This is a genomic window from Nocardioides luteus, assembly GCF_000960475.2.
GTDB classification, from domain to species: Bacteria; Actinomycetota; Actinomycetes; order Propionibacteriales; family Nocardioidaceae; genus Nocardioides; species Nocardioides luteus_A.
On record NZ_JZDQ02000035.1, the window covers coordinates 1 to 23,626 of the forward strand.

Annotated in this window: 16 protein-coding genes; 8 read left to right on the plus strand and 8 right to left on the minus strand. The window is 71.5% G+C overall.

Going from position 1 to position 23,626, the window contains the following annotated elements; translation table 11 throughout:
• The 4 genes from UG56_RS21605 to UG56_RS21620 form a co-directional block, all read right to left on the minus strand.
• Positions 1-1,578 (minus strand): ABC transporter permease (locus UG56_RS21605; RefSeq protein WP_045547421.1); only part of this gene is annotated, 1,578 nt, incomplete at its 3' end.
• Entirely contained in the window at positions 1,575-2,480 is a 906-nt protein-coding gene (locus UG56_RS21610; protein ID WP_045547420.1) for an ABC transporter ATP-binding protein, read from the minus strand. The genes UG56_RS21605 and UG56_RS21610, both read right to left, overlap by 4 nt.
• 57 nt (positions 2,481-2,537) lie before the next feature.
• Positions 2,538-3,209, minus strand: a complete 672-nt coding sequence (locus UG56_RS21615; protein WP_045547419.1) for a TetR/AcrR family transcriptional regulator — start codon at positions 3,207-3,209, stop codon at positions 2,538-2,540.
• A gap of 75 nt (positions 3,210-3,284) precedes the next feature.
• Positions 3,285-4,817: a carboxyl transferase domain-containing protein gene (locus UG56_RS21620; RefSeq protein ID WP_071327245.1), complete on the minus strand. Its 1,533-nt coding sequence runs from the start codon at positions 4,815-4,817 to the stop codon at positions 3,285-3,287.
• Between the two features lie 120 nt (positions 4,818-4,937).
• Between UG56_RS21620 and UG56_RS21625 the strand changes: the two genes are divergently transcribed.
• The 6 genes from UG56_RS21625 (at position 4,938) to nagB (ending at position 11,265) form a co-directional block, all read left to right on the plus strand.
• Entirely contained in the window at positions 4,938-6,059 is a 1,122-nt protein-coding gene (locus tag UG56_RS21625; RefSeq protein WP_256206818.1) for an LLM class flavin-dependent oxidoreductase, read from the plus strand.
• A gap of 351 nt (positions 6,060-6,410) precedes the next feature.
• Positions 6,411-6,866, plus strand: coding sequence for an HNH endonuclease (locus UG56_RS21630; protein ID WP_256206819.1), 456 nt, complete (start codon positions 6,411-6,413; stop codon positions 6,864-6,866).
• Between the two features lie 89 nt (positions 6,867-6,955).
• Positions 6,956-8,074, plus strand: a complete 1,119-nt coding sequence (locus UG56_RS21635) for an ROK family transcriptional regulator (protein ID WP_045551753.1) — start codon at positions 6,956-6,958, stop codon at positions 8,072-8,074.
• Positions 8,074-9,522, plus strand: coding sequence for a glycoside hydrolase family 3 N-terminal domain-containing protein (locus UG56_RS21640; protein ID WP_052694207.1), 1,449 nt, complete (start codon positions 8,074-8,076; stop codon positions 9,520-9,522). The genes UG56_RS21635 and UG56_RS21640 overlap by 1 nt, the downstream gene beginning before the upstream one ends.
• The gene (locus UG56_RS21645) at positions 9,519-10,466 is read left to right on the plus strand and encodes an ROK family protein (RefSeq protein WP_071327246.1); all 948 of its coding nucleotides are present in this window, start codon (positions 9,519-9,521) and stop codon (positions 10,464-10,466) included. Before UG56_RS21640 ends, UG56_RS21645 begins: the two co-directional genes overlap by 4 nt.
• Position 10,467: 1 nt before the next feature.
• Entirely contained in the window at positions 10,468-11,265 is a 798-nt protein-coding gene (gene nagB / locus UG56_RS21650) for a glucosamine-6-phosphate deaminase (protein WP_045551918.1), read from the plus strand.
• Here nagB and galT read toward each other — a convergent pair.
• The 4 genes from galT to UG56_RS21670 are packed head-to-tail and all read right to left on the minus strand — an operon-like array spanning position 11,262 to position 16,112.
• Positions 11,262-12,356: a galactose-1-phosphate uridylyltransferase gene (gene galT, locus UG56_RS21655; protein ID WP_045551919.1), complete on the minus strand. Its 1,095-nt coding sequence runs from the start codon at positions 12,354-12,356 to the stop codon at positions 11,262-11,264. The two genes, nagB and galT, sit on opposite strands and share 4 nt — an antisense overlap.
• Positions 12,357-12,380: 24 nt before the next feature.
• Positions 12,381-13,934, minus strand: a complete 1,554-nt coding sequence (locus tag UG56_RS21660; protein ID WP_052694239.1) for a serine/threonine-protein kinase — start codon at positions 13,932-13,934, stop codon at positions 12,381-12,383.
• A complete protein-coding gene (locus UG56_RS21665; RefSeq protein ID WP_084101406.1) occupies positions 13,931-15,328 on the minus strand; it encodes an FHA domain-containing protein in 1,398 nt (465 codons plus the stop codon). Before UG56_RS21665 ends, UG56_RS21660 begins: the two co-directional genes overlap by 4 nt.
• Positions 15,321-16,112: a PP2C family protein-serine/threonine phosphatase gene (locus tag UG56_RS21670; protein WP_045551359.1), complete on the minus strand. Its 792-nt coding sequence runs from the start codon at positions 16,110-16,112 to the stop codon at positions 15,321-15,323. Before UG56_RS21670 ends, UG56_RS21665 begins: the two co-directional genes overlap by 8 nt.
• Positions 16,113-16,329: 217 nt before the next feature.
• Here UG56_RS21670 and UG56_RS21675 point away from each other — a divergent pair, with 217 nt between their 5' ends.
• Both UG56_RS21675 and UG56_RS21680 read left to right on the plus strand, forming a co-directional pair.
• Positions 16,330-22,647, plus strand: coding sequence for an Ig-like domain-containing protein (locus UG56_RS21675; RefSeq protein WP_143055144.1), 6,318 nt, complete (start codon positions 16,330-16,332; stop codon positions 22,645-22,647).
• Positions 22,648-22,657: 10 nt separating this feature from the next.
• A complete protein-coding gene (locus tag UG56_RS21680) occupies positions 22,658-23,626 on the plus strand; it encodes an AAA family ATPase (RefSeq protein ID WP_045551361.1) in 969 nt (322 codons plus the stop codon).

Genomic DNA, 23,626 nt, shown 5'->3' on the forward strand with positions numbered 1-23,626 from the left:
GCCGATGTCGCGGGTGCGGAACCAACCCCAGGCGCCCAGGAGCACAGCCGCGGTGAGGGCGGTCAGGGTGAGCTCGGGGGCCCACGCGAACGACTCGTTGGGCATCTGCGGGACATGCGAGTAGGGCGAGATGCCGAGGAACCAGCCGGGCGCCTCGAGGAGCTCGCCGACGAGGGTGATCACGAGGCAGAGCGCGGGGAGGGCGTAGCCGAGGCTCGAGCGGCGGAGCGCCAGCAGGCCGGCAGCGAGAGCCGAGGTCAACCAGACCGCCGGTGTCCAGGCCAGGGCCGCGGGCACGATCTGGTCGGGATGCGAGCCGTCGGCCGAGCCCGCCGCCCCGAAGCCGATCCACATGAACAGCCCGGCCAGGAAAAGCAGCCACAGGGCGCCGGCGAAGGCGACCAGCACGGCCGACCAGTACCAGCGGGACCGGGAGGTCGCGGTGGCGAGCACCGTCTCGGCACGCCCGTCGGACTCGTCCGAGCCGGCGTGGGAGATGACCGAGATCGCGAAGAAGGTGATCACGATCGCCACGATCGAGAGGACGGCCGCGACCATGGTGTCGGCCATCGCACCCTCGCCGCCGAGCCGCTGCAGCATCTCCTGGGCGCTGTCGCTGTCCAGCAGGTCACCGAAGCCCGGCACGATCGCGCCGAAGACCGCGCCCATCGCCGCGATCGCGATCGACCAGGTGATCAGCGCCGAGGAGTTCAGACGTACGCAGAGGGCGAGCGCATCCGCCAGGCGGGGCGAGCCGACGGCGGGCCCGGGCCTTGCTGCGATCATCCCCGAGCCGAGGTCGCGGCGACCGTGCAGGACACGGGCGACGCCGACGAGCACGACCGCCAGGCCGACGTAGAGGAGCAGCATCCACCAGCGCGGCTCGGACCAGGCGCGGATCTGGGTGTTCCATCCGAACGGCGTCAGCCAGGAGAGCCAGGACACCGAGGTGTCGCCGATGGCGCGAAGGATGTAGAGGACGCCGATCGCGCCGGCGGTCAGCGAGGCGCACGTCCGCGCGCTCGCGGAGAGCTGCGAGGTCACCGCGGTGATGCCGGTCGCCACCAGGCCGATGCCCGTCCAGGTCGCGCCGAAGACGATGGACCCGGTCGCGGGCAGCCCGCCACCGATCGAGGCGAGCGCCGCGAGGACGCCGACCAGGAGCGAGACCCCGGTGGCCTCGACCAGGGCCGACGCGGTGGGCGCCTCGGCGCCCACCGCGGTGCCGCCCACCAGCTCGAGCCGGCCGCTCTCCTCCTCGACGCGGGTGTGGCGGCGTACGAGGACCACGAGGAGGACGGCGACGAAGATCGCGTAGAGGACGGTCATCTTCGTCATCGCCAGCTCGCCGAGGCTGTGGACGTCGAGGATCGGGCCGTAGAGCGCAACGGTCGCGCCGCTGGCGTTGAGCCCCTCGGCCGTGTGCACCCGCTCCGCCTCGGAGCTGTAGATCGACTCGGTCCCCACGGCGGACGCATAGACCATCAGGGTCAGGACGGCCACCCACACCGGGATGATGACCCGGTCACGGCGCAGGGCCGTGCGGGTGAGCAGTGCGGTGCCTGCGTACGCACTCATCGTGCTGCTCCCTCGGTGCGGTAGGCGTCGAGGAAGAGCTCCTCGAGGCTCGGCGGGGTGGAGGTGAGGGAGCGCACGCCGGCGGCGGTGAGGGCGGTGAGAACGGCCGGGAGGCCCTCGGGGTCGACGGCGCACGTGATGGTCTGGTCCTCGACCTTCACGTCGTGGATGCCGGGGCCGGCGAGCTCCGGGAGGGTGCCGCTGACCTGCGCCGTCACCTTCGAGCGCCGCAGGTGGCGGAGCGACTCCAGGGTGCCGGTCTCGACCGCCTGGCCGGCGCGGATGATCGTCACCCGGTCGGCCAGTCGCTCGACCTCGGAGAGGATGTGGCTGGAGAGCAGCACGGTGGCGCCGCGCTCCTTGTGCTCGGCGACGCACTCGTTGAAGATCTGCTCCATCAGCGGGTCCAGGCCCGAGGTGGGCTCGTCGAGGATCAGCAGGTCGGGGTCCGCGGCGAAGGCGGCGACGAGGGCGACCTTCTGCCGGTTGCCCTTCGAGTAGGCGCGGCCCTTCTTGGTCGGGTCGAGCTGGAAGCGCTCCAGGAGCTCGGCGCGACGGGTGTCCTTCGGGTCCACGTCGCGAAGCCGCAGCAGCAGGTCGATGGTCTCGCCGCCGGAGAGGTTGGGCCACAGGGCGACGTCTCCCGGGACGTACGCCAGGCGCTTGTGGATCGTGACCGAGTCGGCCCAGGGGTCCAGCCCGAAGACCCGGGCGCTGCCGCCGTTGACCCGCAGCAGGCCGAGCAGGGCCCGGATCGTGGTGGACTTGCCGGCGCCGTTGGGGCCGAGGAAGCCGTGCACCTCGCCGGGCTGCACGACCAGGTCGAGCTCGTCGAGCGCACGGAACTTGCCGAACTGCTTGATGAGACCCGCGACCTCGATCGCGGGGACGTTCTCTGCCATGAAGATCTCATTTCCACGTTGAAGACGGATGAGGACGTACGCCGACGGGGCGGGGCATCAATCCGATGCGGGCTCCGTCGCGGTGTCCTGCGGCGGGTCCGGGACGTAGAGCAGGTATTCGTCGAGCATGCGCCGGGTGGTGAAGAAGCCCTGGGTGTAGAGCTCGATCATCGGGAAGTAGCTGGTCGTCAGGAAGTCTCGGACGATGGCGCCGAGGTCGGCCGGGTCCTCGGGAGGCCTGAGCGTGATCTCGAGCATGAGCATGCCGAGGGCGGACAGCACCAGGTAGCGCGCCCGTGCCGGCTCGTCACGGCTGGGTTTGACCAGGCCCGCCTCGACACCGTGCTTGGTGTAGCCGACCGCGTCCTCGATCATCTGCTCGATGAAGGTCTGGCCGACCGGCCCGCCGTTCTGCAGGGAGCGCAGCACATAGCCGAGCATCGGTGCGTACTCGTCGGCCGCCGCGAACCGGTGCAGGATGCTCTGCCCCGCGGCCAGCTCGTCGATCGACTCGTTCTTGGCCTTGCGGATCTCGGCGAGCACCGCCTCGTCGCACTCGGCGTGGAGCTCGTCCTTCGAGCCGAAGTGGTGGATCACCAGGGCCGGACTGACCCCCGCGTCGGTCGCGATCGAACGGACCGAGGCGCCGAAGCCGTCCCGCGCGAACCGCAGCACCGCGGCGTCGCGGATCCGCTCGCGGGTGGTGGGGTCGGCTGAGGCTGAACGCATGTTCAATGCTAAACACGTGTTCAGTCGGAGTGCAAGGGGGTAATACCGATGCGGGGGTAGCAGGTCCTCCGCGCCTCAGCCCGCGTAGCGAGCTGCCCGAGCCGTCGGTTCGCCGGGTCCAGAGGCGAGCAGGGCCAGCAGCTCGTCCTCCAGGACCGCGCCGACGCGGCGGCAGAAGGTCTCGGGCTCGTCGGCGGCGTCGGGGGACTCGGCGACGATCCGGTCGACCACGCCGATCTGCCGGAGGTCGACGGCGAGGACCCGTTGGGCCTCGGCCATCTCGGCGGCGTGGTCGGAGTCGCCGTGCACGATCGCGCTCGCGCCCTCGGGCGGGAGCGGGGAGAGCCAGGCGTGCTGCGCCGCGACCACCCGGTCGGCGGGGAGGAAGGCGAGCGCGCCGCCGCCGTTGCCCTCGCCCAGCATCAGGCTGAGCGTCGGGGTCTCGACGTTGACGAGCGTTCCCAACGTACGCGCGATCTCGCCGGCGATGCCGCCGTTCTCGGCCTCGGGGGAGAGGGCGGCGCCGGGGGTGTCAATGACGGTGACGACGGGGAGCCCGAGGCCGGCAGCGAGCTTCATTCCGCGCTGCGCCTCGCGCAGCCCCTCCGGTCCGAGTGGCTGGTGAGCCTGTTCGCGCCGATCCTGCGCCAGCACCAGGCACGGCGCCGACCCGAACCGCGCCAGCGCGATGATCAGGCCGGGATCGCGCTCGCCCTGTCCGGTGCCGTTGAGGGGTACGACGTCCGAGGCCGCGATCCGGAGCAGCGCTCGCGCCCCCGGCCGGTCGGCGCGCCGGGACCGCGTGATCGCGTCCCAGGTGTCGACCGCCGAGAAGTCGCCCCCGTCGGCCGAAGCGTCACTCGCGTCGGCCGAAGCGTCACCCGGTGACCTCTCGGCCGACGCGAGCGACGTCTCGGCCGACCGGGGCGACTTCTCGGGGCGGAGGTCGAGGATGGTGAGCACTCGGTCGACGAGGCCGGCGAGCTCGTCGGGAGGTACGACGCCGTCGACGAGGCCGTGGGCGAAGAGGTTCTCCGAGACCTGGACGCCGGCGGGGAAGGGGCGGCCGTTGAGCACCTCGTAGACCTTCGGCCCGAGGAACCCCAGGAGCGCGCCCGGCTCGGCGACGGTGACGTGACCCAACGATCCCCAGGAGGCCATCACGCCGCCGGTGGTGGGGTGGCGCAGGTAGACGAGGTAGGGGAGACCGGCCGCCTTGTGGCGGGTGACCGCCTCGGCGATACGCACCATCTGCACGAACGCGGGCGTGCCCTCCTGCATCCGGGTGCCGCCCGAGGCCGGCCCGGCGAGCAGCGGCAGCCCCTCGCGCGTGGCGCGCTCCACGGCCGCGATCAGCCGCTCGGCCGACGCGCGCCCGATCGAGCCGGCGAGGAACCGGAACTCGGAGAGCACCACGGCCACCCGGCGACCGGCGATCCGGGCCTCGCCGGTGACCACCGACTCATCCGTGCCCGCGCGCTCGCGCGCGCGAGCCAGGTCGGCGGCGTACGCCTCGGGGATCGCGGCATATGACGGCGGCGTGTCCCAGGACGTCCATGTCCCGGCGTCGAGGACGAGATCGATCAGCTCGGCAGAGGTCAGGCCCATGCCGGGACCATACCCCGAGTTGGCTCATTGGCTGAGCCTCTGTCCGCCCATGGACACATCCAGTAATAGTCCATAAAGACAATTAACATTGACGACCTAGACCTCATGAAGGAGTCCGGAATGCCCCACGTCCCTGAGTTCCTCTGGTACCTCCCCAACTTCGTCGAGACCGGCCACCGTGGCGACACCGCGTCGGCAGAAGAGGGTTACGGCACGCTCGACTACCAGGTCGGCCTGGCCGAGGCGGTCGAGAACGCCGGCTGGGCCGGTGCCCTGCTCGGCACCAGCTGGGGGAGGCCCGACACCTTCACCGTCGCGACGGCCCTGGCCGCGCGGACCACGACCTTCGAGCCGCTCGTCGCGATCCGGCCGGGCTACTGGCGTCCGGCCAACTTCGCCACCTCGGCCGCGACCCTCGACCAGCTCAGCCGCGGCCGGGTGCGGGTCAACATCGTCTCCGGGCAGGACGACCTGGCCGCGTACGGCGATCGTGAGGACTCCCGTGCTGCCCGCTACGCGCGGACCAAGGAGTTCATGCGGCTGGTGCGGCGGCTGTGGACCGAGGAGAACGTCACCTTCGACGGCGACCACTTCCAGGTCGCCGACTCGACGATCACCCCACGCCCGTACGCCACCGACGGCCGCCCGCACCCCCGGCTGTACTTCGGCGGCGCCTCCCCGGAGGCGGAGGCGGTGGCCGCGACCGAGGCGGACGTGCAGCTCTTCTGGGGTGAGCCGCTGGACGGCATCGCCGAGCGGATCGAGCGCCTGCGCGGGCTGCAGGAGTCGCTGGGCCGCGACCTGGAGCCGCTCGAGTTCGGGCTGAGGATCACCACGCTGATCCGTGACACCCGCGAGGAGGCCTGGCGCGACGCCGAGGAGAAGGTGCGCCGGATGGCCGACAACGTCGGCGACCGCGAGTTCCGGCGCACGGCCCGGGCGGCGGTCGGGCAGAGCCGGCTCCTCGACCTCGCCGACCGCGGCGACGTGCTCGACGACTGCCTCTACACCGCCCCGGGACGCTACGGCGGTGGCGGCGCCGGCACCACCTGGCTGGTCGGCTCGGCGGACGATGTCGCCGCCGCGCTCGCTCGCTACCAGGAGCTCGGCGTGAGCCACTTCGTCCTCTCGGACACGCCCTACCGGACCGAGGTCGCCCGGGTCGGCGAGGCACTGATCCCGCGACTCCGAGAGACGAGCCGGGCCGCGCTAACGGCATCAAACGGCGTACGTCGGGCGTAGTTAACCGGAAAGACACGCGCCTGACCTGGGAAAACCGTTGGTAGGTGGAGCGTGTTCGCTCTATCCTGGTAGTACCCGGTCTACCCACCGGGCCAAATCGACCTGACCACTTGAAGGACCCACGCATGAGCACGCAGCACTCGACCACCGCCCCGGCGGCGTGGTCGCTGACCGCTGCGCACGAGCGCGACCCTCATGCCCGCGGGAGCCGACAGTGACCTGGGTGCATAGCCGCACCGGATCACTCCGGGCCGCTCCTGCGAGACATGTCTGTCTCGTCGGGGCGGCCCTTTTTGTTTCTGTCCGACCATCACGCGATCTCTATCCGACTCTCCTGGGAGGTAACCGAATATGACCACGACCATGGGCGCCGTGACCCTCTATAACGCCTCCTTCGAGCCGCTCGGACGGGTCTCGTTCAAGCACGCCGTGCGGATGCTCTTCCGTGAGGTGGCGGTGGTTCACGAGCAACAGGGCGACAAGATGATCGGGCCTCATCCATGGCCCAAGGCGGTGCGGCTGGTCCGCTACATCGCCATGCATTGGATGTATCGCCCGGCCGGCTACTCCCGCGAGGGAGTGCTCAAGCGCGACCAGCATCGTTGTGCCTACTGCGGCGGCCAGGCCCGCACCATCGACCACCTGCTGCCACAGTCACGCGGCGGTAGATGGACGTGGATGAACACCGTGGCGGCGTGCGGCAAGTGCAACGGCCGCAAGGGCAATCGCACGCCCGAGGAGGCCCACATGGCTCTCCGGATCCAGCCGTATGTCCCGACCCGCGCTCAGCTCGCGGCCATCATCTGATCCTCGATGTGCCATTTTCTGCTCGCGGGCTGGGCGAATTCGCCGTGTCGACTTGACGCATCATTAATAAGTACGATGGACTAACAAACATGTCCAAGGCGAGACGGCGAACGTTGCGGCCGATCGGGAAATTGCTGCAGGAGGATGCGCGGCGTCATCACCGTTCGCTGGTGCTCCAGCACCTCTTCGCGGTGGGGCCTGCCAGCCGTGCCGACCTGGCCCGGGCCTCCGGTCTGACGCGGGCGACGGTCTCCGATCTGGTCGGCAGTCTCCTCGAGGACGGCCTCGTCGAGGAGCTCGGCGCACCGGTCGAGAGCCGGGTGGGGAAGCCGCCGATGCTGGTCGGTCTCGCCGCCGACGCCACCCACATCGTGGCCGTCGACGTCTCCGGCGACGACCAGGTCGCCGGGGCCGTGCTCAACCTGACCGGCGACGTCGTCCACCGCACCACCCGGTGCCGGGAGGGCCGCACCGGCGCCGCCGCCGTACGCCTCGTGAAGGAGCTGGTCACCGAGCTGATCGCGAGCACCGACCGGCCGATCCTCGGCATCGGGATCGGCAGCCCCGGTGTGGTCGCCGCCGACGGCACCGTGGTCGCCGCCCCCAACCTGGGCTGGACCGACGTCACCCTGGCCGAGCAGGTGCGGCGCGAGACCGGCCGACCGACGTACGTCGCCAACGACGCCAACACGGCCGTGCTGGGGGAGTACACCTTCGGTCAGTCGGGCGACGGCGGCCTGATGCTCGTGCGGGTCGGGACCGGTGTCGGTGCGGGGCTCGTCCTCGAGGGGGCGCTGCTGCACGGGTTCGTCGACGCGGCCGGTGAGGTCGGGCACGTGACCGTCGACCCCGAGGGCCCGCTGTGCGCCTGCGGCCGCAAGGGCTGCCTGGAGACCTTCCTCGCGGTGCCGCGCCTGCGCGAACGCCTCGAGACGGACCACGACGACGCGCTCGTGGAAGCCGGAGAACACCTGGGAAAGGCATTGGCGCCTGTGGTCGGAACCCTCAACCTTCACGAGCTGGTCCTCTCCGGGCCGGCCGATCTGCTCGACGGGACGCTGCGCGAGACCGCCGACCGGATCATCCGCGAGCGGACGATGCCGGTCAGCGGCGAGCCGCTGGAGTTCCGTACGTCGACGCTCGGCGAGGACGTCGTCATCGTCGGCGCCGCGGTGCTCGTCCTCGCCGGTGAGCTGGGGGTCTCGTGATGCCCTCGCCTACCGCCGTCGAGACGCTGGCGCTGCGCGTCCAGGTCTCCGCCTTCGCCGGCCCCACCCTGCCGGCCGGCTACGCCGAGCTGCTCCGCGAGGGCATGGGCGGGATCTGTCTCTTCGGCCCCAACACGGAGGCCGGCGAGGAGTCCGTACGCAGCCTGTCGGCCGAGATCCGGGCAGCCTCCGCCGAGGGTGGCTGGACCCCGGTGATCACCATCGACGAGGAGGGCGGCGACGTCACCCGGCTGGAGGCGCTCACCGGGTCCTCGGTGCTCGGCGCCGCGGCCCTCGGAGCGGCCGACGACCTGGCACTGACCGAGGAGACCGGGCGTGCCATCGGCCTGCGGCTGGCGCGGGCCGGCATCAACCTCGACCTGGCCCCCGTCGCGGACGTGAACTCCAACCCCGACAACCCGGTGATCGCGACCCGCTCGTTCTCCCACGACGCCGGCGTGGCCGCCAAGCATGTGGCCGCGTGGGTGCGCGGCCTGGAGTCGGCCGGCGTCGCGGCCTGCGTCAAGCACTTCCCGGGTCACGGCGACACCGGCCAGGACAGCCACGTCGCCCTTCCGGTCCTCGAGGCCACGATGGAGACCCTGCGTGAGCGCGAGCTGGTCCCGTTCCTGGCGGCCGCCGAGGCCGGAGCCGCCTCGGTGATGACCTCCCACATCGTGGTGCCGGCGATCGACCCCGAGCTGCCCGGCACGCTCTCGGCGCCGGTGCTCGGGCTGTTGCGCGAGCTGGGCTACGAAGGCCCCATCGTCTCCGACGCCCTCGACATGGCCGGTGCGTCGGCGAGCCGGGGCATCCCGGCGGCGGCGGTGCTCTCGCTCAGGGCGGGTGCCGACCTGCTCCTCCTCGGGCCCGACAAGCCCACGTCGCTGGTCCGCGAGGTCGCCGCGGCGATCGTCGCCGCGGTCGAGTCCGGAGAGCTGCCGCTGGAGCGGCTCCAGGACGCGGTCGCGCGCGTCGACAGGCTGCTCGCCGACCTCACCGCAGCCCGGCAGCGGCCCGAGGCCGCCCTCGATCCGCGGTTCGAGGCGCACTTGGTCGAGGGCGCTCGCCGGGCGCTCGCCACGGCCAGCGACCTCACCGACCTCCCGGACCTGGCCGGTGCGAAGGTCGTCACCGTCGACACCGCGGCCAACATCGCCGTGGGCGACGTGCCCTGGGGGCTGCCCCCGGACGTCGTCGTCCGCCCCGGAGACCCGCTCCCGGAGCTCCCCGACGCACCCCTCATCGTGCAGGTACGCGACGCCCACCGGCGTCCCGAGGTCGGCCGGACCGTCGCAGAGCTCCACGGCGCCGCGGTGCTGGTGGAGTGGGGGTGGCCCGGGGCGTACGACGGGACGGGGGTGCCACGGCTGTGTCCGCAGGGCTTCTCCCTCCCGGGCGTCGCGGCCGTCACCGAGGTGCTCAGACGATCGGGCTGGGGCCGATGAACGGCGCACGGGTCGGCCTGGACATCGGCGGCACCAAGATCCACGGCATCGCGATCGGGCCGGACGGGGAGGTGCTGGCCGAGGAGCGTGCCGCCACCACCCTCGGTGGCGAGGGCGTCGTGAAGAGCGCGGCCGCGGTGGTCGCGAGCCTGCGTGAGGCACTCGACGGCGGGGAGATCGGCTCGATCGGGGTCGGCATCCCCGGCATCGTCGACACCCGCGCCGGCACCGTGAAGCACGCGGTCAACCTGGGCCTGGACGGCGACGCCTTCCCGCTCGCCGAGCTCCTCGGTGCCCGGACCGGAGCGGTCGTCACCCTCGAGAACGACACCAACGCGGCCACCCTCGGTGCCCACGCCGTCGAGGACGTCGACGACCTGATCTACCTCTCGCTCGGCACCGGCCTGGCCGCCGGTCTCTACCTCAGCGGTGCGCTCCGCCGGGGCTTCCACGGCGCCGCCGGGGAGGTCGGCCACCTCCCGGTCGACCCGGAGGGCCCGGTGTGCGGGTGCGGGCAGCGCGGCTGCCTCGAGCTGGTCGCCTCCGGTGCCGCGCTCGCGGCGGCCTGGCCCACGGCCACCGGCCATCCCGCCGCAGCGCTCTTCGCGGCAGCGGCCGCGGGCGACCCGGCAGCCGTCGAGGTCCGCGACCGGTTCGCCAACGGCGTCGCCGCCGCCGTACGCGCCCTCGCGCTCGCCGTCGACCCCGAACGTGTCGTCATCGGCGGAGGCGTCGCGGCGGTCGGCGAGCCGTTGCGGGAGGCGGTCGCGGTCGCGCTCACCAGGCAGGCCGAGACCTCGCCGTTCCTCGCGTCCCTCGAGCTCGCCTCGCGCCTGCGGGTGGTCTCGGCCGCCCCCGTCGCCGCCATCGGTGCCGCCCTGATCACCCCGATCACGTCGGCCACCCCGACGATCACCCCGACGATCACCTCGACCAAGGACTGACATGGAAGTAGTTGTCCTCGACTCCGCCGCCGAGGTGGCCTCCCTCGCCGCGGACACCATCGAAGACGTCGTACGCCGCCGGGCGGCCGCCGGCACCCCCGCGGTGCTCGGGCTGGCCACCGGCTCGACGCCGCTGGCGACGTACGAGGAGCTCATCCGGCGTGCACGCGACGGCCGCGGGCCGTCCTACGACGGTGTGGAGACGTTCAACCTGGACGAGTACGTCGGCCTCCCCGCCGGGCACGAGCAGTCCTATCTGGCGACCATCCGGCGGGAGTTCACCGACGCGATCGGCATCCCGCCGGAGCGGGTCCACGGGCCCGACCCGACCGAGGAGACGCTGGCGACGGCGGGGGAGCGCTACGAGGCGGCGATCGTGGCCGCCGGCGGGATCGAGGTGCAGATCCTCGGCATCGGCTCCGACGGCCACCTGGCCTTCAACGAGCCCGGCTCGTCGCTGGCCTCGCTAACCCGGATCAAGACGCTCACCGCCCGGACGCGGAAGGACAACGCGCGCTTCTTCGGCTCTCCCGACGCGGTGCCGCACCACGTACTCACCCAGGGGCTCGGCACCATCACCCGCGCCGGCCACCTGCTGCTCCTCGCCACCGGCGAGGGCAAGGCCGAGGCGGTCGCCGCCGCGGTCGAGGGCCCGGTCTCGGCGACCTGTCCCGCCTCGGTCCTCCAGCTCCACGACCACGTCTCCGTCCTGCTGGACGAGGCCGCGGCCTCCCGCCTCGTACGCCGCGACTACTACCGCGAGGTCTACGGGGGGAAGCCGGACTGGCAGGGGCTCTAGAGAGCCTCGCGGAGCCGTTCGGCGGCGGTCTCCGGCGGGATGTCGTTGACCCAGAGAGCGACTCCGGACTCGATGCCGGCCAGGTACTTCAACCGCCCCGGCGCCCGCCGGATGGTGAAGATCTCGGTGGCCATGTGCCAGGTGTTCTCGCGGCCGGTCGGGGCCTGCTGCCAGCCGGCGATGTAGGGAACCGGGCCGGCGTCGTCGAGCCCGTCCATCCGCCCCAGGCACTCCTGGTAGAGCGCGGCGAGGTCGCCCATCTCCGCAGGCGTCAGACCCGGCAGCGAGCCGACGTGGCGCCGCGGCACGACGCGGATCTCGTAGGGCCAGCGGCCGGCGTAGGGCACGTACGCCACGAACGACCTGTTCTCGGTCACCACCCGCGACCCGTCGGCGATCTCGTCGGCCAGCACCGCGCACTGCAGGCACTCGCCGGTCGCCTCCCGATGGGCGTCGGCGGCGTTGGCGAGGGACTCGATCCGCGGCGGCAGCACCGGCATCGCGTAGATCTGCCCGTGGGGATGCTGCAGGGTCACCCCGATCTCCTCGCCGCGGTTCTCGAAGCAGAAGACGTACGCCACCCCCGGCATCGCCGTCAGCTCCTCGGTGCGGTGCGCGAGCGCTGTCAGCACCGTCCGCACCCGCTCGGGCGGAAGGTCGACGAAGCTCTGCTCGTGGTCGCTGGTGAAGCACACCACCTCGCAGCGGCCGTAACCCGGCTGGGAGACGAACGGCTCCCCGGTCGTCTCGCCGACCGCGACGGTCGACAGCGCCGGGAACCGGTTCTCGAAGGACACCACGTCGTAGCTCTCCGCCGGGATCTCGGTGAGCCGCCCGTCGACCGACGGGCACAGCGGGCACTCGTCCGACGGCGGCTTGAACGTCCGCGTCTGCCGGTGCCCCGCCACCGCCGTCCAGGTTGCGGTCAGCCGGTCCCAGCGCAGCTGGGACCCGCCCGCCCGCGGCTCCAGCGGCCGCTCGTCGTGCACCGACCGCAGCGTCGGCTGCTCGTCGAAGAACCAGATCTCACGTCCGTCCGCCAGCTTCGCTGACGTGGCCACCGGGGTGGTCGGCGCAGGGATGTTCGGCATGTGCCCAGTATCGCCTGTGGCGGGCTACTTGCTGACGCAGGCCTGGGCTGCGCCCTGGGAGAGGTCGCCGTTCTCGCCGAGGGAGCGGACCTGGATGCAGACCTTGGTGGCTCCCTCGAGGCGTACGACCGCCTTGGGCTGGCTCACGTTGCCGCTGGTGGAGTTGTCGCCGACCCACTTGTAGCCGGTGGCTCCGGGTACGCCGGACCAGGTGAAGATGGCGCGGTTGCCCTTGAGCGTGCCCTTGACCTTGCCTGGGGCGGCGGGGCCGGTGACGCCGGGGAGATCGGTCTCGACGGGCGGGGGCGGGACCTCGTCGGGCTTCTCGTCCTTGCTGCCGCGGGAGAGCACGATGCCGATGGCGGCGGCGATGAGGAAGAGGACGACGACGCCGATGATCGCCGGGGTCTTGCTCCGCGACTCGGTCGGGGGCGCGCCGGTGAGGACCGACGGGCCCTCCTCCGCGCGCGGGTAGCTGAACCGGGTGCGCTCGGCCGAGGCCGAGGCGGCGTCGGGGAACGGAGCCGCGTGGACCGGCGGCGGGGGCTGGGCGATGACCTGCGAGGGCGGCTTGACCTCGGTGACCAGCTCGGCCTCCGGGTCGCTCGGCATGCTCGGCAGGTTCCTGCGTCCCGAACCGGTGGGCGGGCCGTCACCGGGCGAGGCGGGGACCGCGGGGACGACGGGAACGGATCCGCTGCCACCGGCATCGCGGTCGAGGACCTGCACCTCGGTGCGGCCGAGCCGCAGCTCCTGCTCGATCCGCTGGAAGTGGCGGGCCAGGTCGAGAGCCGTCCGCGGCCGGTAGGCCGGGTCCTTCGCCATCGCCTGCTGCAGCACCCGGTCCAGCGACGGCGGCACATCCGGGCGCCCGGTCGCCGGGGGAGCCGTGTGCAGGATGCGGGAGAAGACGGCGCGGTCGGAGTTGTTGCCCCGCTCCGCGAACGGCGAGCGGCCGACGAGCAGGTGCCAGACGGTGGCGGCCAGCGAGTAGACGTCGGAGGCGACGGAGCCGTTGGACGCCGACGTCAGGACCTCGGGCGGTGACCACGGCAGCGAGACCCCGATGTCGCCCTCGTCGTCGCGCGGACGGCCGGCGATGCCGAAGTCGGCCAGGCCGGGCACGTCGTAGCGGGAGAGCAGGATGTTGGAGGGCTTGATGTCGCGGTGGATGATCCCGGCGCGGTGCGCGGTCTCGACGGCCGAGGCCATCTGGATGCCGAAGCGCAGCGCGTCCTGCACCTTCATCGGGTTGTTGCGTACGCGGGCACCGAGGTCGGCGTTGGGGTAGTAGCCCATCACCAGGTAGGGGCGGCCGTCCGGCGTCTCGCCGGCACTGTGGACGGGCACGATGAACGGGTGCTCGGCCAGCTCGGCCATCACCGCCGCCTCCGCGGCGAACTGCGCCCGCTGCGCCTCGGCCAGGTCGGAGGAGCGCATCAGCTTCACCGCGACCCGGACCTTCGGGTGATGACGCTCGTAGAGGTAGACGTCGGCGAACCCGCCCGAGCCGAGCCGGCCCAGGCAGGTCATCCCCGGAAGCTCGGGGCCGAGCTCGGGGTGTGGTGTGTCGTTCACCCGAGAACCTCGTAGGTCAGGTTGATCGAGCCGGCGAGGCTGACCACGGAGCCGGGCTCCAGGGCGTACTCCTCCATCGGCCGCATCTGCTGCGGGCGCCCGCCGGGCAGGGTTAGGTAGGACCCGTTGGCGGAGCCGAGGTCGCGGACGAGCACCTGCCACTCCTCCAGGCGCACCTCGGTGTGCAGCCGGCTGATGTCCGGCAGCATCACCTTCACCAGATGCGGAGGTACGCCACCAGCCCCCGTGTTGCCGCTGGCATCGGCCCGCGGCGACCGCCCGAAGACCGCACCCCGGTCCAGGATGACGACCCGGCCGTCGCCCAGCTTGAGCTGACCGAGCGCGGGGCGCGGGACCGAGACCGGCTGTTGGTGGGGCGGCAGCGCCATCCGGCAGATGCGGCAGGTCGGGGAGTAGGGCGGGGACGCGTGGCCCTGCGGGCAGTAGACCGCCCACACCGTGGGCCCGCCCGCGGGTGGCACCGGGGTCGGCGTCGCGACGTCACGGACCCGGGTCGCCATGTCGTTGGGCGGCGTCGGAACCGGCGTAGGAACCGGCGTCGGGACCGGCGGTGGGATCGGCGCAGGCGCAGGCATCGGCGCAGGCGCGGGCATCGGGGGCGGCGGCGCAACGGGCGGCGAGGCGGGCGGCATCGCCGGCGGTGGCGAAGACTGTCGCTCCGGCGGACCCCACGCGTTCGGGTCGGGCTTCTTGGCGCCCTTCTTGCGCCACGGAAGCCCGTCGATGATGCCCTTCTTGGCCTCCGGGGCAGGCGAGGACGGCGGCGGCGCCGCAGCCGGCGGAGGGCTCTGGAACGACGGCGTGCTCGGCATCGCCGGAGGCCGCGCGGCAGGCGGCATCCCGGGCGGCGGCGAGGCAGCCAGGTCCGAGCGCCGGATGGTGTGGTCCAGCGGCGGTGCCATGGTCGAGTCGACCTGCACCTGCGCGTAGTAGTGGGGGTCGAAGACGACGTCCAGCGAACGCGCGTGGGCGGTGTCGATCAGCGGCTGGTCCTCCTCCATCCCGCCCCAGGAGCCGTTGGCGAGCTCGGCCCGCTCGGGGACGGCGGCGAAGTGGCCGTCGGCCCACTTGCCGGAGACGTCGATGCCGTCGATGAAGACCGGCACCTCGTTGACGACCGCGGTCACCTTGGCAGGGGAGCGCACGGCGTAGCGCACCCGCGGGCCCTCGCGCCCGACCAGCGCGAAGCCGGGGGCTCGGGGGCCGTCGGCGGAGAGCAGCCCGGCGATCGCGTCGACCGGGTGGGGGTCGGACAGCGCGGCCTGGACACCGGTGACCCGGGGGTCACCCGGTCCGAGCTGCACCAGAGCCCAGCACCGGTCGCCCTTCAACGCGAGCCAGTGCCCAACACAGTAGGTAGCGGTATCACTCATGGGTCGAGGAGGCGTCGACTTCCGACGGGGCGGTGAAGAGCGAGGGTGGGGGCGTCACGAGTACCACAGTGACATTGTCGCGCCCGCCCGAAGCGACCGCGGCGTCCACCAGCCTCTGGGCCAGGTTGTCGATGCTGCCGCCCACGCTGAGCGTCTTGGAGGCGATCTCATGGATCTCGTGGTCCTCGAGCTCGCCGGTGAGGCCGTCGGAGCAGAGCAGGAACATGTCCTCGGGCGACACGGCCATCAGCCAGGTGTCGGCCTCGGGCCCCGGGAAGGTGCCGAGCGAGCGGGTGATGACGTTGCGCAGCGGGTGGACGCGGGCCTCCGCGGAGGTGATCATCCCCGCCTCGACCATCGCGGCGACCTCGGAGTGGTCGATGGTCACCTGCGTCACGCCGGTCGGCGAGAGCCGGTAGACGCGCGAGTCGCCGACGTTGAACACCAGCCAGTGGGGCGCGCCCTCCGACTCGACGAGAGCCACCCCGGTCAGGGTCGTGCCCATGCCCTGCTTCTCGGAGCTGCGCCGCGCCTCGGCCGTGATCGCGGCGTTGGCGGCGTGAACGGCATCGATGATGTCCTCGGGAACCGGGCAGATGGTCGCGAAGCGACTCTGGAAGGTCTCCACCGCGAGCGCGCTGGCGACGTCACCACTGGCATGACCGCCCATCCCGTCGGCGACGACGGCCACCGCGGGCAGCATGACGAACGAGTCCTCGTTCACCTCGCGGACCCGGCCGACATCAGTCGCCCCCGCGGCACGCAGGGCTGGGTATGCGGTCATGCGGTTTCCTTTTATCGGACATCCCGGTCAGGATGCGAAATAGTGACGCTGGAAGCGGACACTTTAGAACATCACGTACGGTATCCGTGAGCGTGTTCACTGAGCCGTGTGCCACGTTTGGCTCATTCGTGTGGCTTCAATCCCGACGCCCGCTTAGAGTAAGCCCGGCCCATGTGTCGGCTGGCCATTTGCACGGAAGGACTTGGGGAGAGTCTTGGTGGCACGTTTCGGGATGGCGCCCGGTTGGATGCGGCGTCATCGGACCTCCATCGCGTCCTGGGCCGCTCTTGCCGTGGTTGCGGGCGGTTTGACCGTCTACGCGATCCAGTCGACCGGCTACCCCGTGCACAAGGCCGACCTCGACGACGGCGGCATCTGGGTGACCAACCAGTCCTGGGGCACCCTGGGCCGGCAGAACCGTCCGGTGGCCCAGCTCGACGGCGTCGTCTGGGCCGGCAACGAGACCGGCTCCAGGTCCGAGCGCGCCGGCCTCGACGTGGTGCAGAACGGCATCGCGGTGGCCTCCGTCGACCGTGACGCCCGCACCGTGACACCGGTCAACACCAAGCTCGCCGAGGGTCTCGACGACGACGCGGTGACGGTGAAGGACAGCCGGGTGGTGATGGGCGGCAACACCATCGGTGTCGCCGAGCAGAAGACCGGCAAGGTCTGGCTCACCTCCGTCGACCCCACCACCGGCGTCGGCGATCTCTCCGACCTCTCCGGCTCCGCGAAGCCCACCGACACGGTCGGCGCGGACGCGGTGCTCACCATCGGCACCGACGGGACCGCGTACGCCGTCTCGGCCGCCAAGCGCACACTGACCGCGTTCGCGCCGGACGGTGAGCGGTTCGCCGACCCTGCCGAGACCGAGCTCCCGAAGGCTCCGGAGTACGCGGAGACCCCGACCTCCGCCACCGTCGTCGGCGACCACGTCATCACCCTCGACGAGGCCGGGTGGCTGCTCGGCGCCTCCAAGGGCTCCGACGTGGCGGCAGACTTCGGTGAGACCGCGGAGAGCGCCGTCCTCCAGCAGCCCTCCGTGAAGGCCAAGGAGGTGCTCGTCGGCGACGCCACGGGCCTCAAGGCCGTCTCCCTCGGCAACGGCGAGATCCGCCACGTCGCCGAGTCCGCCGGTGACCCGGCGGCCCCCGTCCGGCTCGGTGACTGCATCTTCGGCGCCTGGGCCAACGGGTCCACCGGCTCGGTGGTGACCCAGTGCGGCGAGGGTGAGCCGGTGCTGGGTGAGATCCCGACGCTCGGCCCGGCCGCCGAGCTGGAGTTCCGGGTCAACCGCGGCCAGCTGGTGCTCAACGACCTGCGCAACGGCGATGTGTGGGAGATCGACGGCGCCGACGTCAAGAAGATCTCCAACTGGGAGGCGTTCCAGCCGCAGACCCAGAAGCAGAACCAGAAGAAGGACAAGCAGCAGCAGCAGACCAAGGCCGCTCAGGCGCCGAAGGCCAAGGACGACCAGCTCGGCGCCCGCGCCGGGCGTACGACGGTCCTGCACGTCCTCGACAACGACTCCTCGGCCAAGGACTCGATCCTGAGCGTGGTCTCGGTCGGCAAGGCATCGATGAAGGGCGTCCAGACCACCATCGCCCCCGACCGGCAGTCGATCCTGGTGACCACCCCCGATGGGGCCGAGGGCAAGAAGACCAGCTTCAAATACACGGTCGACGACGGGCTCAAGGGCAAGGCGGGCCAGGACGACGCCAGCGTGCAGCTCGCGATCGAGGGCTCCGGCGGCACGGGCAAGCCGACGCTGCGTGAGCACTACACGCCGACCGACTACACCGTCGCCGCCGGCGGCACCGTGGAGATCCCGGTGGTCGGCGACTGGCGCGACGAGCGCTACGGCGACCCGGTCACCGCGCAGTCCCCGACCGCGTCCAAGGGCAAGGCGAGCGTGACCCCGGACGGCCTGATCCGCTACACCGCGGCCACGGACGCCACCGGGAACGAGAGCCTCGGCTACCAGGTCACCACCGGCGGGAAGCCGTCGAAGGACAAGGTGCGGATCAACATCGTCGCCGGGGCCAACACCGCCTCCCCGGAGCCGAAGGACGACGTTGCCGAGGGCACCCAGGGTTCCTGGGTGACGATCCGTCCGCTCGACAACGACATCCCAGGTGCCGACCCGTCCAACCTCGACGCCAGCCTCACCCTCGCCGGTGACGTCCCGCCCAAGGGCGGCCTCGAGGTGAGCACCGACCGGGAGACCGGCGTGGTGCGGGCCCGGGGCAGCTCGCCGGGCACCTACCAGCTCAGCTACAGCGCCGGCTTCGGGGCGGCGAAGCCCGCCTCCGCGAAGATCCGGGTCGACGTCAAGCCCGCCTCCCAGGCGGCGGACGAGCCGATCGCGACCCCGGACACGACCGCCGTCCTCGGCACCTCGACCCGCACCCTCGACGTCCTCGCCAACGACTACGACTCCCGTGGCCGGCTCCTGGCCGTGACCCATGCCGAGCCGGTCGGCGACAGCGATCTGACCGTCGCGGTGCTCGACGGCCGCTGGCTGCGGATCCAGGCGTCGAAGCCCGACATGGATCCGGCCACGCAGGCGATCCGCTACACGATCAGCAACGGCGCCGCCGAGGCCGAGGGATCGGTGACGGTGAGCCAGCGGCCGGCGCTGCGGGGCGCCGAGAACGCCCCCGAGGTGGTCGACGACGAGGCCACCGTGAGGGCCGCCGACTCCGTCTCGATCCCGGTCCTCGACAACGACTCGACGCCGTCGGGTGACCCGGTCGGCCTGGTCGTCGACCAGACCATCGAGACCAAGGGACAGCTGCAGGTGCTGGGCCAGCCGACGGTCGGCGAGGCCTACATCGACGGCAACCGGGTCCGCTACGTCGCCCCCGACGACGTGAAGGGTCCGGTCGACGTCGATGTCCGCTACGTCGTCCAGAACACCGGCGACCCCTCCGCGGAGCACTCCTCCGGCAACATCCGCATCCACGTCAAGCCGCTGCCGAAGAAGAAGGCCGACAACTCCGCGCCGGCCCCGAAGGCGCTGGAGTCGCGGGTCGTCCAGGGCGACGAGGTCACGCTGCGGCTGCCGACGGTCGGCACCGACCCTGACGGCGACTCGGTCTCGGTGACCCGGATCAACAGCGCGCCCTCCTTCGGCCGCGTCCTGGCCCACGGTGCCAACACGATCACCTATCAGGCCTTCCCCAACGCCGCCGGCACCGACGAGTTCACCTACGAGGTCAGCGACCCCTTCGGCGCCGTCGCGACCGGCACCGTGCGGATCGCCGTCGTCGCGCCCGGTGCGCCCCAGCGCCCGGTCGCCGTCGACGACCTGGTCACGCTCGATCCCGCCAAGAAGCTGACCTACGACGTGCTCGCCAACGACCTGCGTACGCCGGGGACCGAGCTGCACCTGGCCTCGACCGACGCGGCCGAGGGCACCGGCGTCAAGCAGCGCTCCGACGGCATCATCACGGTCGAGGGCGGCGCCGAGGAGCCGTTCCAGCACATCGCCTACCGTGCCACCACGGGTCTCCACGAGGACACCGGTGAGCTCGCGATCCGCTACCAGGAGGGCTACGACAACCCGCCGATGGCCGGGATCGTGGTCGCCCACCCGGAGGGCGACTCCTCGACCACCACCGTCGACGTGATGACCAAGGTGACCGACATCGACGACGCGCTCGAGGACCTCACCGTCGACGCCGTCGAGGGTCCGTCGGTCGGCGAGGACGAGTCGAAGCCGAAGATCGACGACGGCAAGGTCACGCTGCCGGTCGGCGAGACCACCCGGGTGTGGACCTACCGGGTCACCGACCCCGACGGCGCCCAGGCGGTCGGCTCGATCTACGTCCCGGCCCGCCCCAAGGACACTCCCTACCTGAAGCCGGGCTCCGAGCTCCAGCTCAACCCCGGCGAGACGAAGAACATCGACATCACCGACTACGTCGAGGACCCCGAGGGCGACCCGGTGGTGCTGACCACCACCGACAAGATCGTGGCCGCGCCCGAGGGCATGCTCAACACCGGCGACACCACCGCGACGACCGTCAAGGTCACCGCCGGTGAGACCAAGGGTCCCGCGACCCTGACCTTCGAGGTCGCCGACCGCGAGAAGATCACCTCCGCCGACGCCCACCTCTCGGTGATCTCGCTGCCGGTCCAGATCGGCAAGGAGGAGCCGGAGATCAACTGTCCGAGCACCCCGGTCGAGGTCCCGGAGAGCGGCAACGGTGCGCTGGTCGACATCGCCGCCATCTGCCACGTCTGGACCGCCGACCCGGCCGACGCCGACGACCTCGACTTCACCGCCGAGGTCGGCGACGGGCTCGACGGGGTCGAGGTCAAGCCCGAGGACGGCGGCCTGCGCCTCACCGCCGAGCACGCCGACGCCGGCGCCCAGGGCGCGCTGCAGATCGGGGTCGAGGGCACCGACGCGACCGGCCAGCTCCTGGTCACCGTGATCGCGTTGCCGGCGCCGTCGCTCTCGCCGATCAAACCGCTGCAGACCGAGGCCGGGAAGACGGTCTCGATCGACATGGCCGACTATCTGCAGACACCGGTGCCGTCGGAGTCGCAGGAGATCGTGATCACCAAGCTCGACCCGGTGGACGGTGACTCGCCCGACATGGGCAAGGCCAGCGGCTCGAAGATCACCTTCAACACCCCCGAGGAGGGGCACGGCCACTACCGCTACGCGATCGAGGTCAGCGACTCCGGCAAGGACTCCAAGCGGGTGAAGGCCACCGGGGTCATCGAGGTGGACGTCATCGACGTCCCCGGCGCGCCGACGGGGCTGCGTACGACCTCGGACTTCCTCTCCAACGTGGTCGCGCTGTCGTGGAACGCGCCGAAGGACAACGGCGACGACCCGATCCAGCGCTACGAGGTCGAGGCCAACGGCGACCACGTCCAGGACTGCCCGTCGACCTCGTGCCGGATCACCGGGCTGAAGAACGGCACCGTCTACGACTTCCGGGTGCGTGCGGTGAACTCCGTCGGCCCGAGCCGCGAGTGGAGCAACTCGGCCGAGGGTGAACCCGACGCCTACACCGGTCCGGTGCAGAACCTCCGCGTCACCCGCCAGCGTGACCACAAGGTCGAGCTGAGCTGGGCGCCGCCGGCGGCGTGCGACTGCTCGGACGTGCAGAAGTACCGGATCAGCTGGCCGGGCGGTGGCATCAAGGACATCTCCGCAGGTCAGACCACCTATCCGGCGGCCGTCAGCTCCAACGGCGACCCGATCCAGTTCACCGTCGTGCCGCTCAACGACAAGGGCGTCAAGACCAACAAGGGCCCGACGTCGACGGTCGAGGGAATGGGCGCCGGCAAGCCGGACACCCCGGCCACGCCGACCTTCGAGTGGGCCAACACGGCCAACAACTCCGGCAAGGCGGTGACCGTCTCGTGGAGCCCGGTCGCGGCCAACGGCCCCGCGCCGGTCACCTACGAGGTACGCCGCACCGGCGGTGACGGCGAGAAGATCGTCTGCTCCTGGGTGACCGAGACGAGCTGCCGCGACGACGTCGCCAACGACGGCACGATCTACACCTACGCCGTCAGGGCCCGCAACGCCGAGGCGACCTCGCCGCGCGAGACCACCGCCGGCGGCTCGCCGGACACGCACGTCTCCAGCTACTCCGCGGGCGGCAAGGTCGAGGCGGCCGCGACGCCCGACGCGGTCTCCTTCGCGAGCGCGACTCCGACCGGGACGAACGGTCAGGCGGAGATCGTCTTCACGCCGCGGGCCTCCCACGGGAAGACCAACATCGTCGAGTGTGTGCGCAACGGGTCCTCCTGCGGGTCGTGGACCTACCCGCCCGAGGGCGCAGGTCAGCAGACCAAGACGATCTCGGGCTTCTCCAACGGCACGCCCACCAACGTCCAGCTCCGGTCGTGCAACGGCTCCTCGGGCGGCACCGGTGCCGGGACGGCCTGCGGTGCCTGGTCGACGAAGTCGGTGACCACCTATGGTCCGCTGGGCCAGCCGTCGATCTCGGTCAGCTCGGCCGGCGGCACCAAGATCCGCTGGAACGTGAGCTACGACCCGAACGGCAACGCGGCGACGGTCGTGGTCAAGCGCGGCAGCACCGTGATCCACCGCATCGACCCGACCGGCACGGGTGCCGCCAACGCGTCCGGCACCGACGATGCGCCGAACTGGGACACCAGCTACACCTACACGGTGACGATCAGCGACAGCTCCCCGTCGAGGGCCGCCAAGTCCGCATCAGACAGTGCCCGCACCGACCCGCCGCCGGACCCGACGATGCAGGTGAACAAGGCCGGCGAGTGCTCCGGCAGCGCCTGCCCGCAGCCGGAGACGCAGTGCGGTGGCACCTGCTGGTACGTCGGGTCCACGATCACCGACCCCGCCTTCACGGGCAAGACCTGGGAGTGCCGCACCAGCGCCACCACGTCGCGCTGGAACGTGACGATCGGAAACGGCGGCTCCGGCTCCGGCAGCGGTCGGGGCTGGGTCGGCGCCAACACCCCGTTCACGGTGACCTGCCAGACCTCTGGGCGTCCCATCCTGACGAAGAACGTAACGTGGTAGGAGAGAAGAAATGACCGTCACACACGAGCAGGCTCGCTGGTTCCACGAGACGTTCGAGAAGCTGTGCGACAACGTCGAGAAGGCGGTGCTCGGCAAGCGCAACGTGATCCGCCTGGTGCTGACCGCGCTGCTCTCCGAGGGCCACCTGCTCCTCGAGGACTACCCCGGCACGGGGAAGACCCAGCTCGCCCGCGCGCTGGCCAACACCGTCCAGGGGTCGCACGCGCGCATCCAGTTCACGCCGGACCTGCTGCCGTCCGACGTCACCGGTGTGACGGTCTACGACCAGGGCAAGGGCGCCTTCGAGTTCCACCCGGGCCCGATCTTCCACTCGATCGTGCTCGCCGACGAGATCAACCGGGCCTCTCCGAAGACCCAGTCGGCGCTGCTCGAGGTCATGGAGGAGGGCCGGGTCACCGTCGACGGCGCCACCCGCGAGGTCGGCCGCCCGTTCATGGTGATCGCGACCCAGAACCCGATCGAGCAGGCCGGGACGTACCGGCTGCCCGAGGCGCAGCTGGACCGCTTCCTGATGAAGACGTCGGTCGGCTACCCCGACCAGAACGCCACCGTCGAGCTGCTGATGAACTCCTCGGTCCGCGACCGGGCCACGCTGGTCACCCCCATCATCACCGCCCCGACGGTCACCCAGATGGCCGAGATGGCCGACCAGGTCTACATCGACCCCGCGATCGTCGCCTACGTCTCGGCGCTGATCGACGAGTCGCGTCGCCACAAGCACATCCGCCTCGGGGCCTCCATGCGTGGCTGCCTCGCCCTGGTGCGCACCGCCAAGGTCTGGGCCCTCTCCGAGGGCCGCTCCCAGGTGCTGCCCGACGACGTCAAGGCGCTCGCCGAGCCGGTGCTCTGCCACCGCCTGATCCTCGACCCGGAGGCGATGTTCAACGGCGTCACCGTCGAGGACGTCATCGGCGACCTGCTCACCTCGGTCCCGGCTCCCACCGAGCGTGTCGCCTGA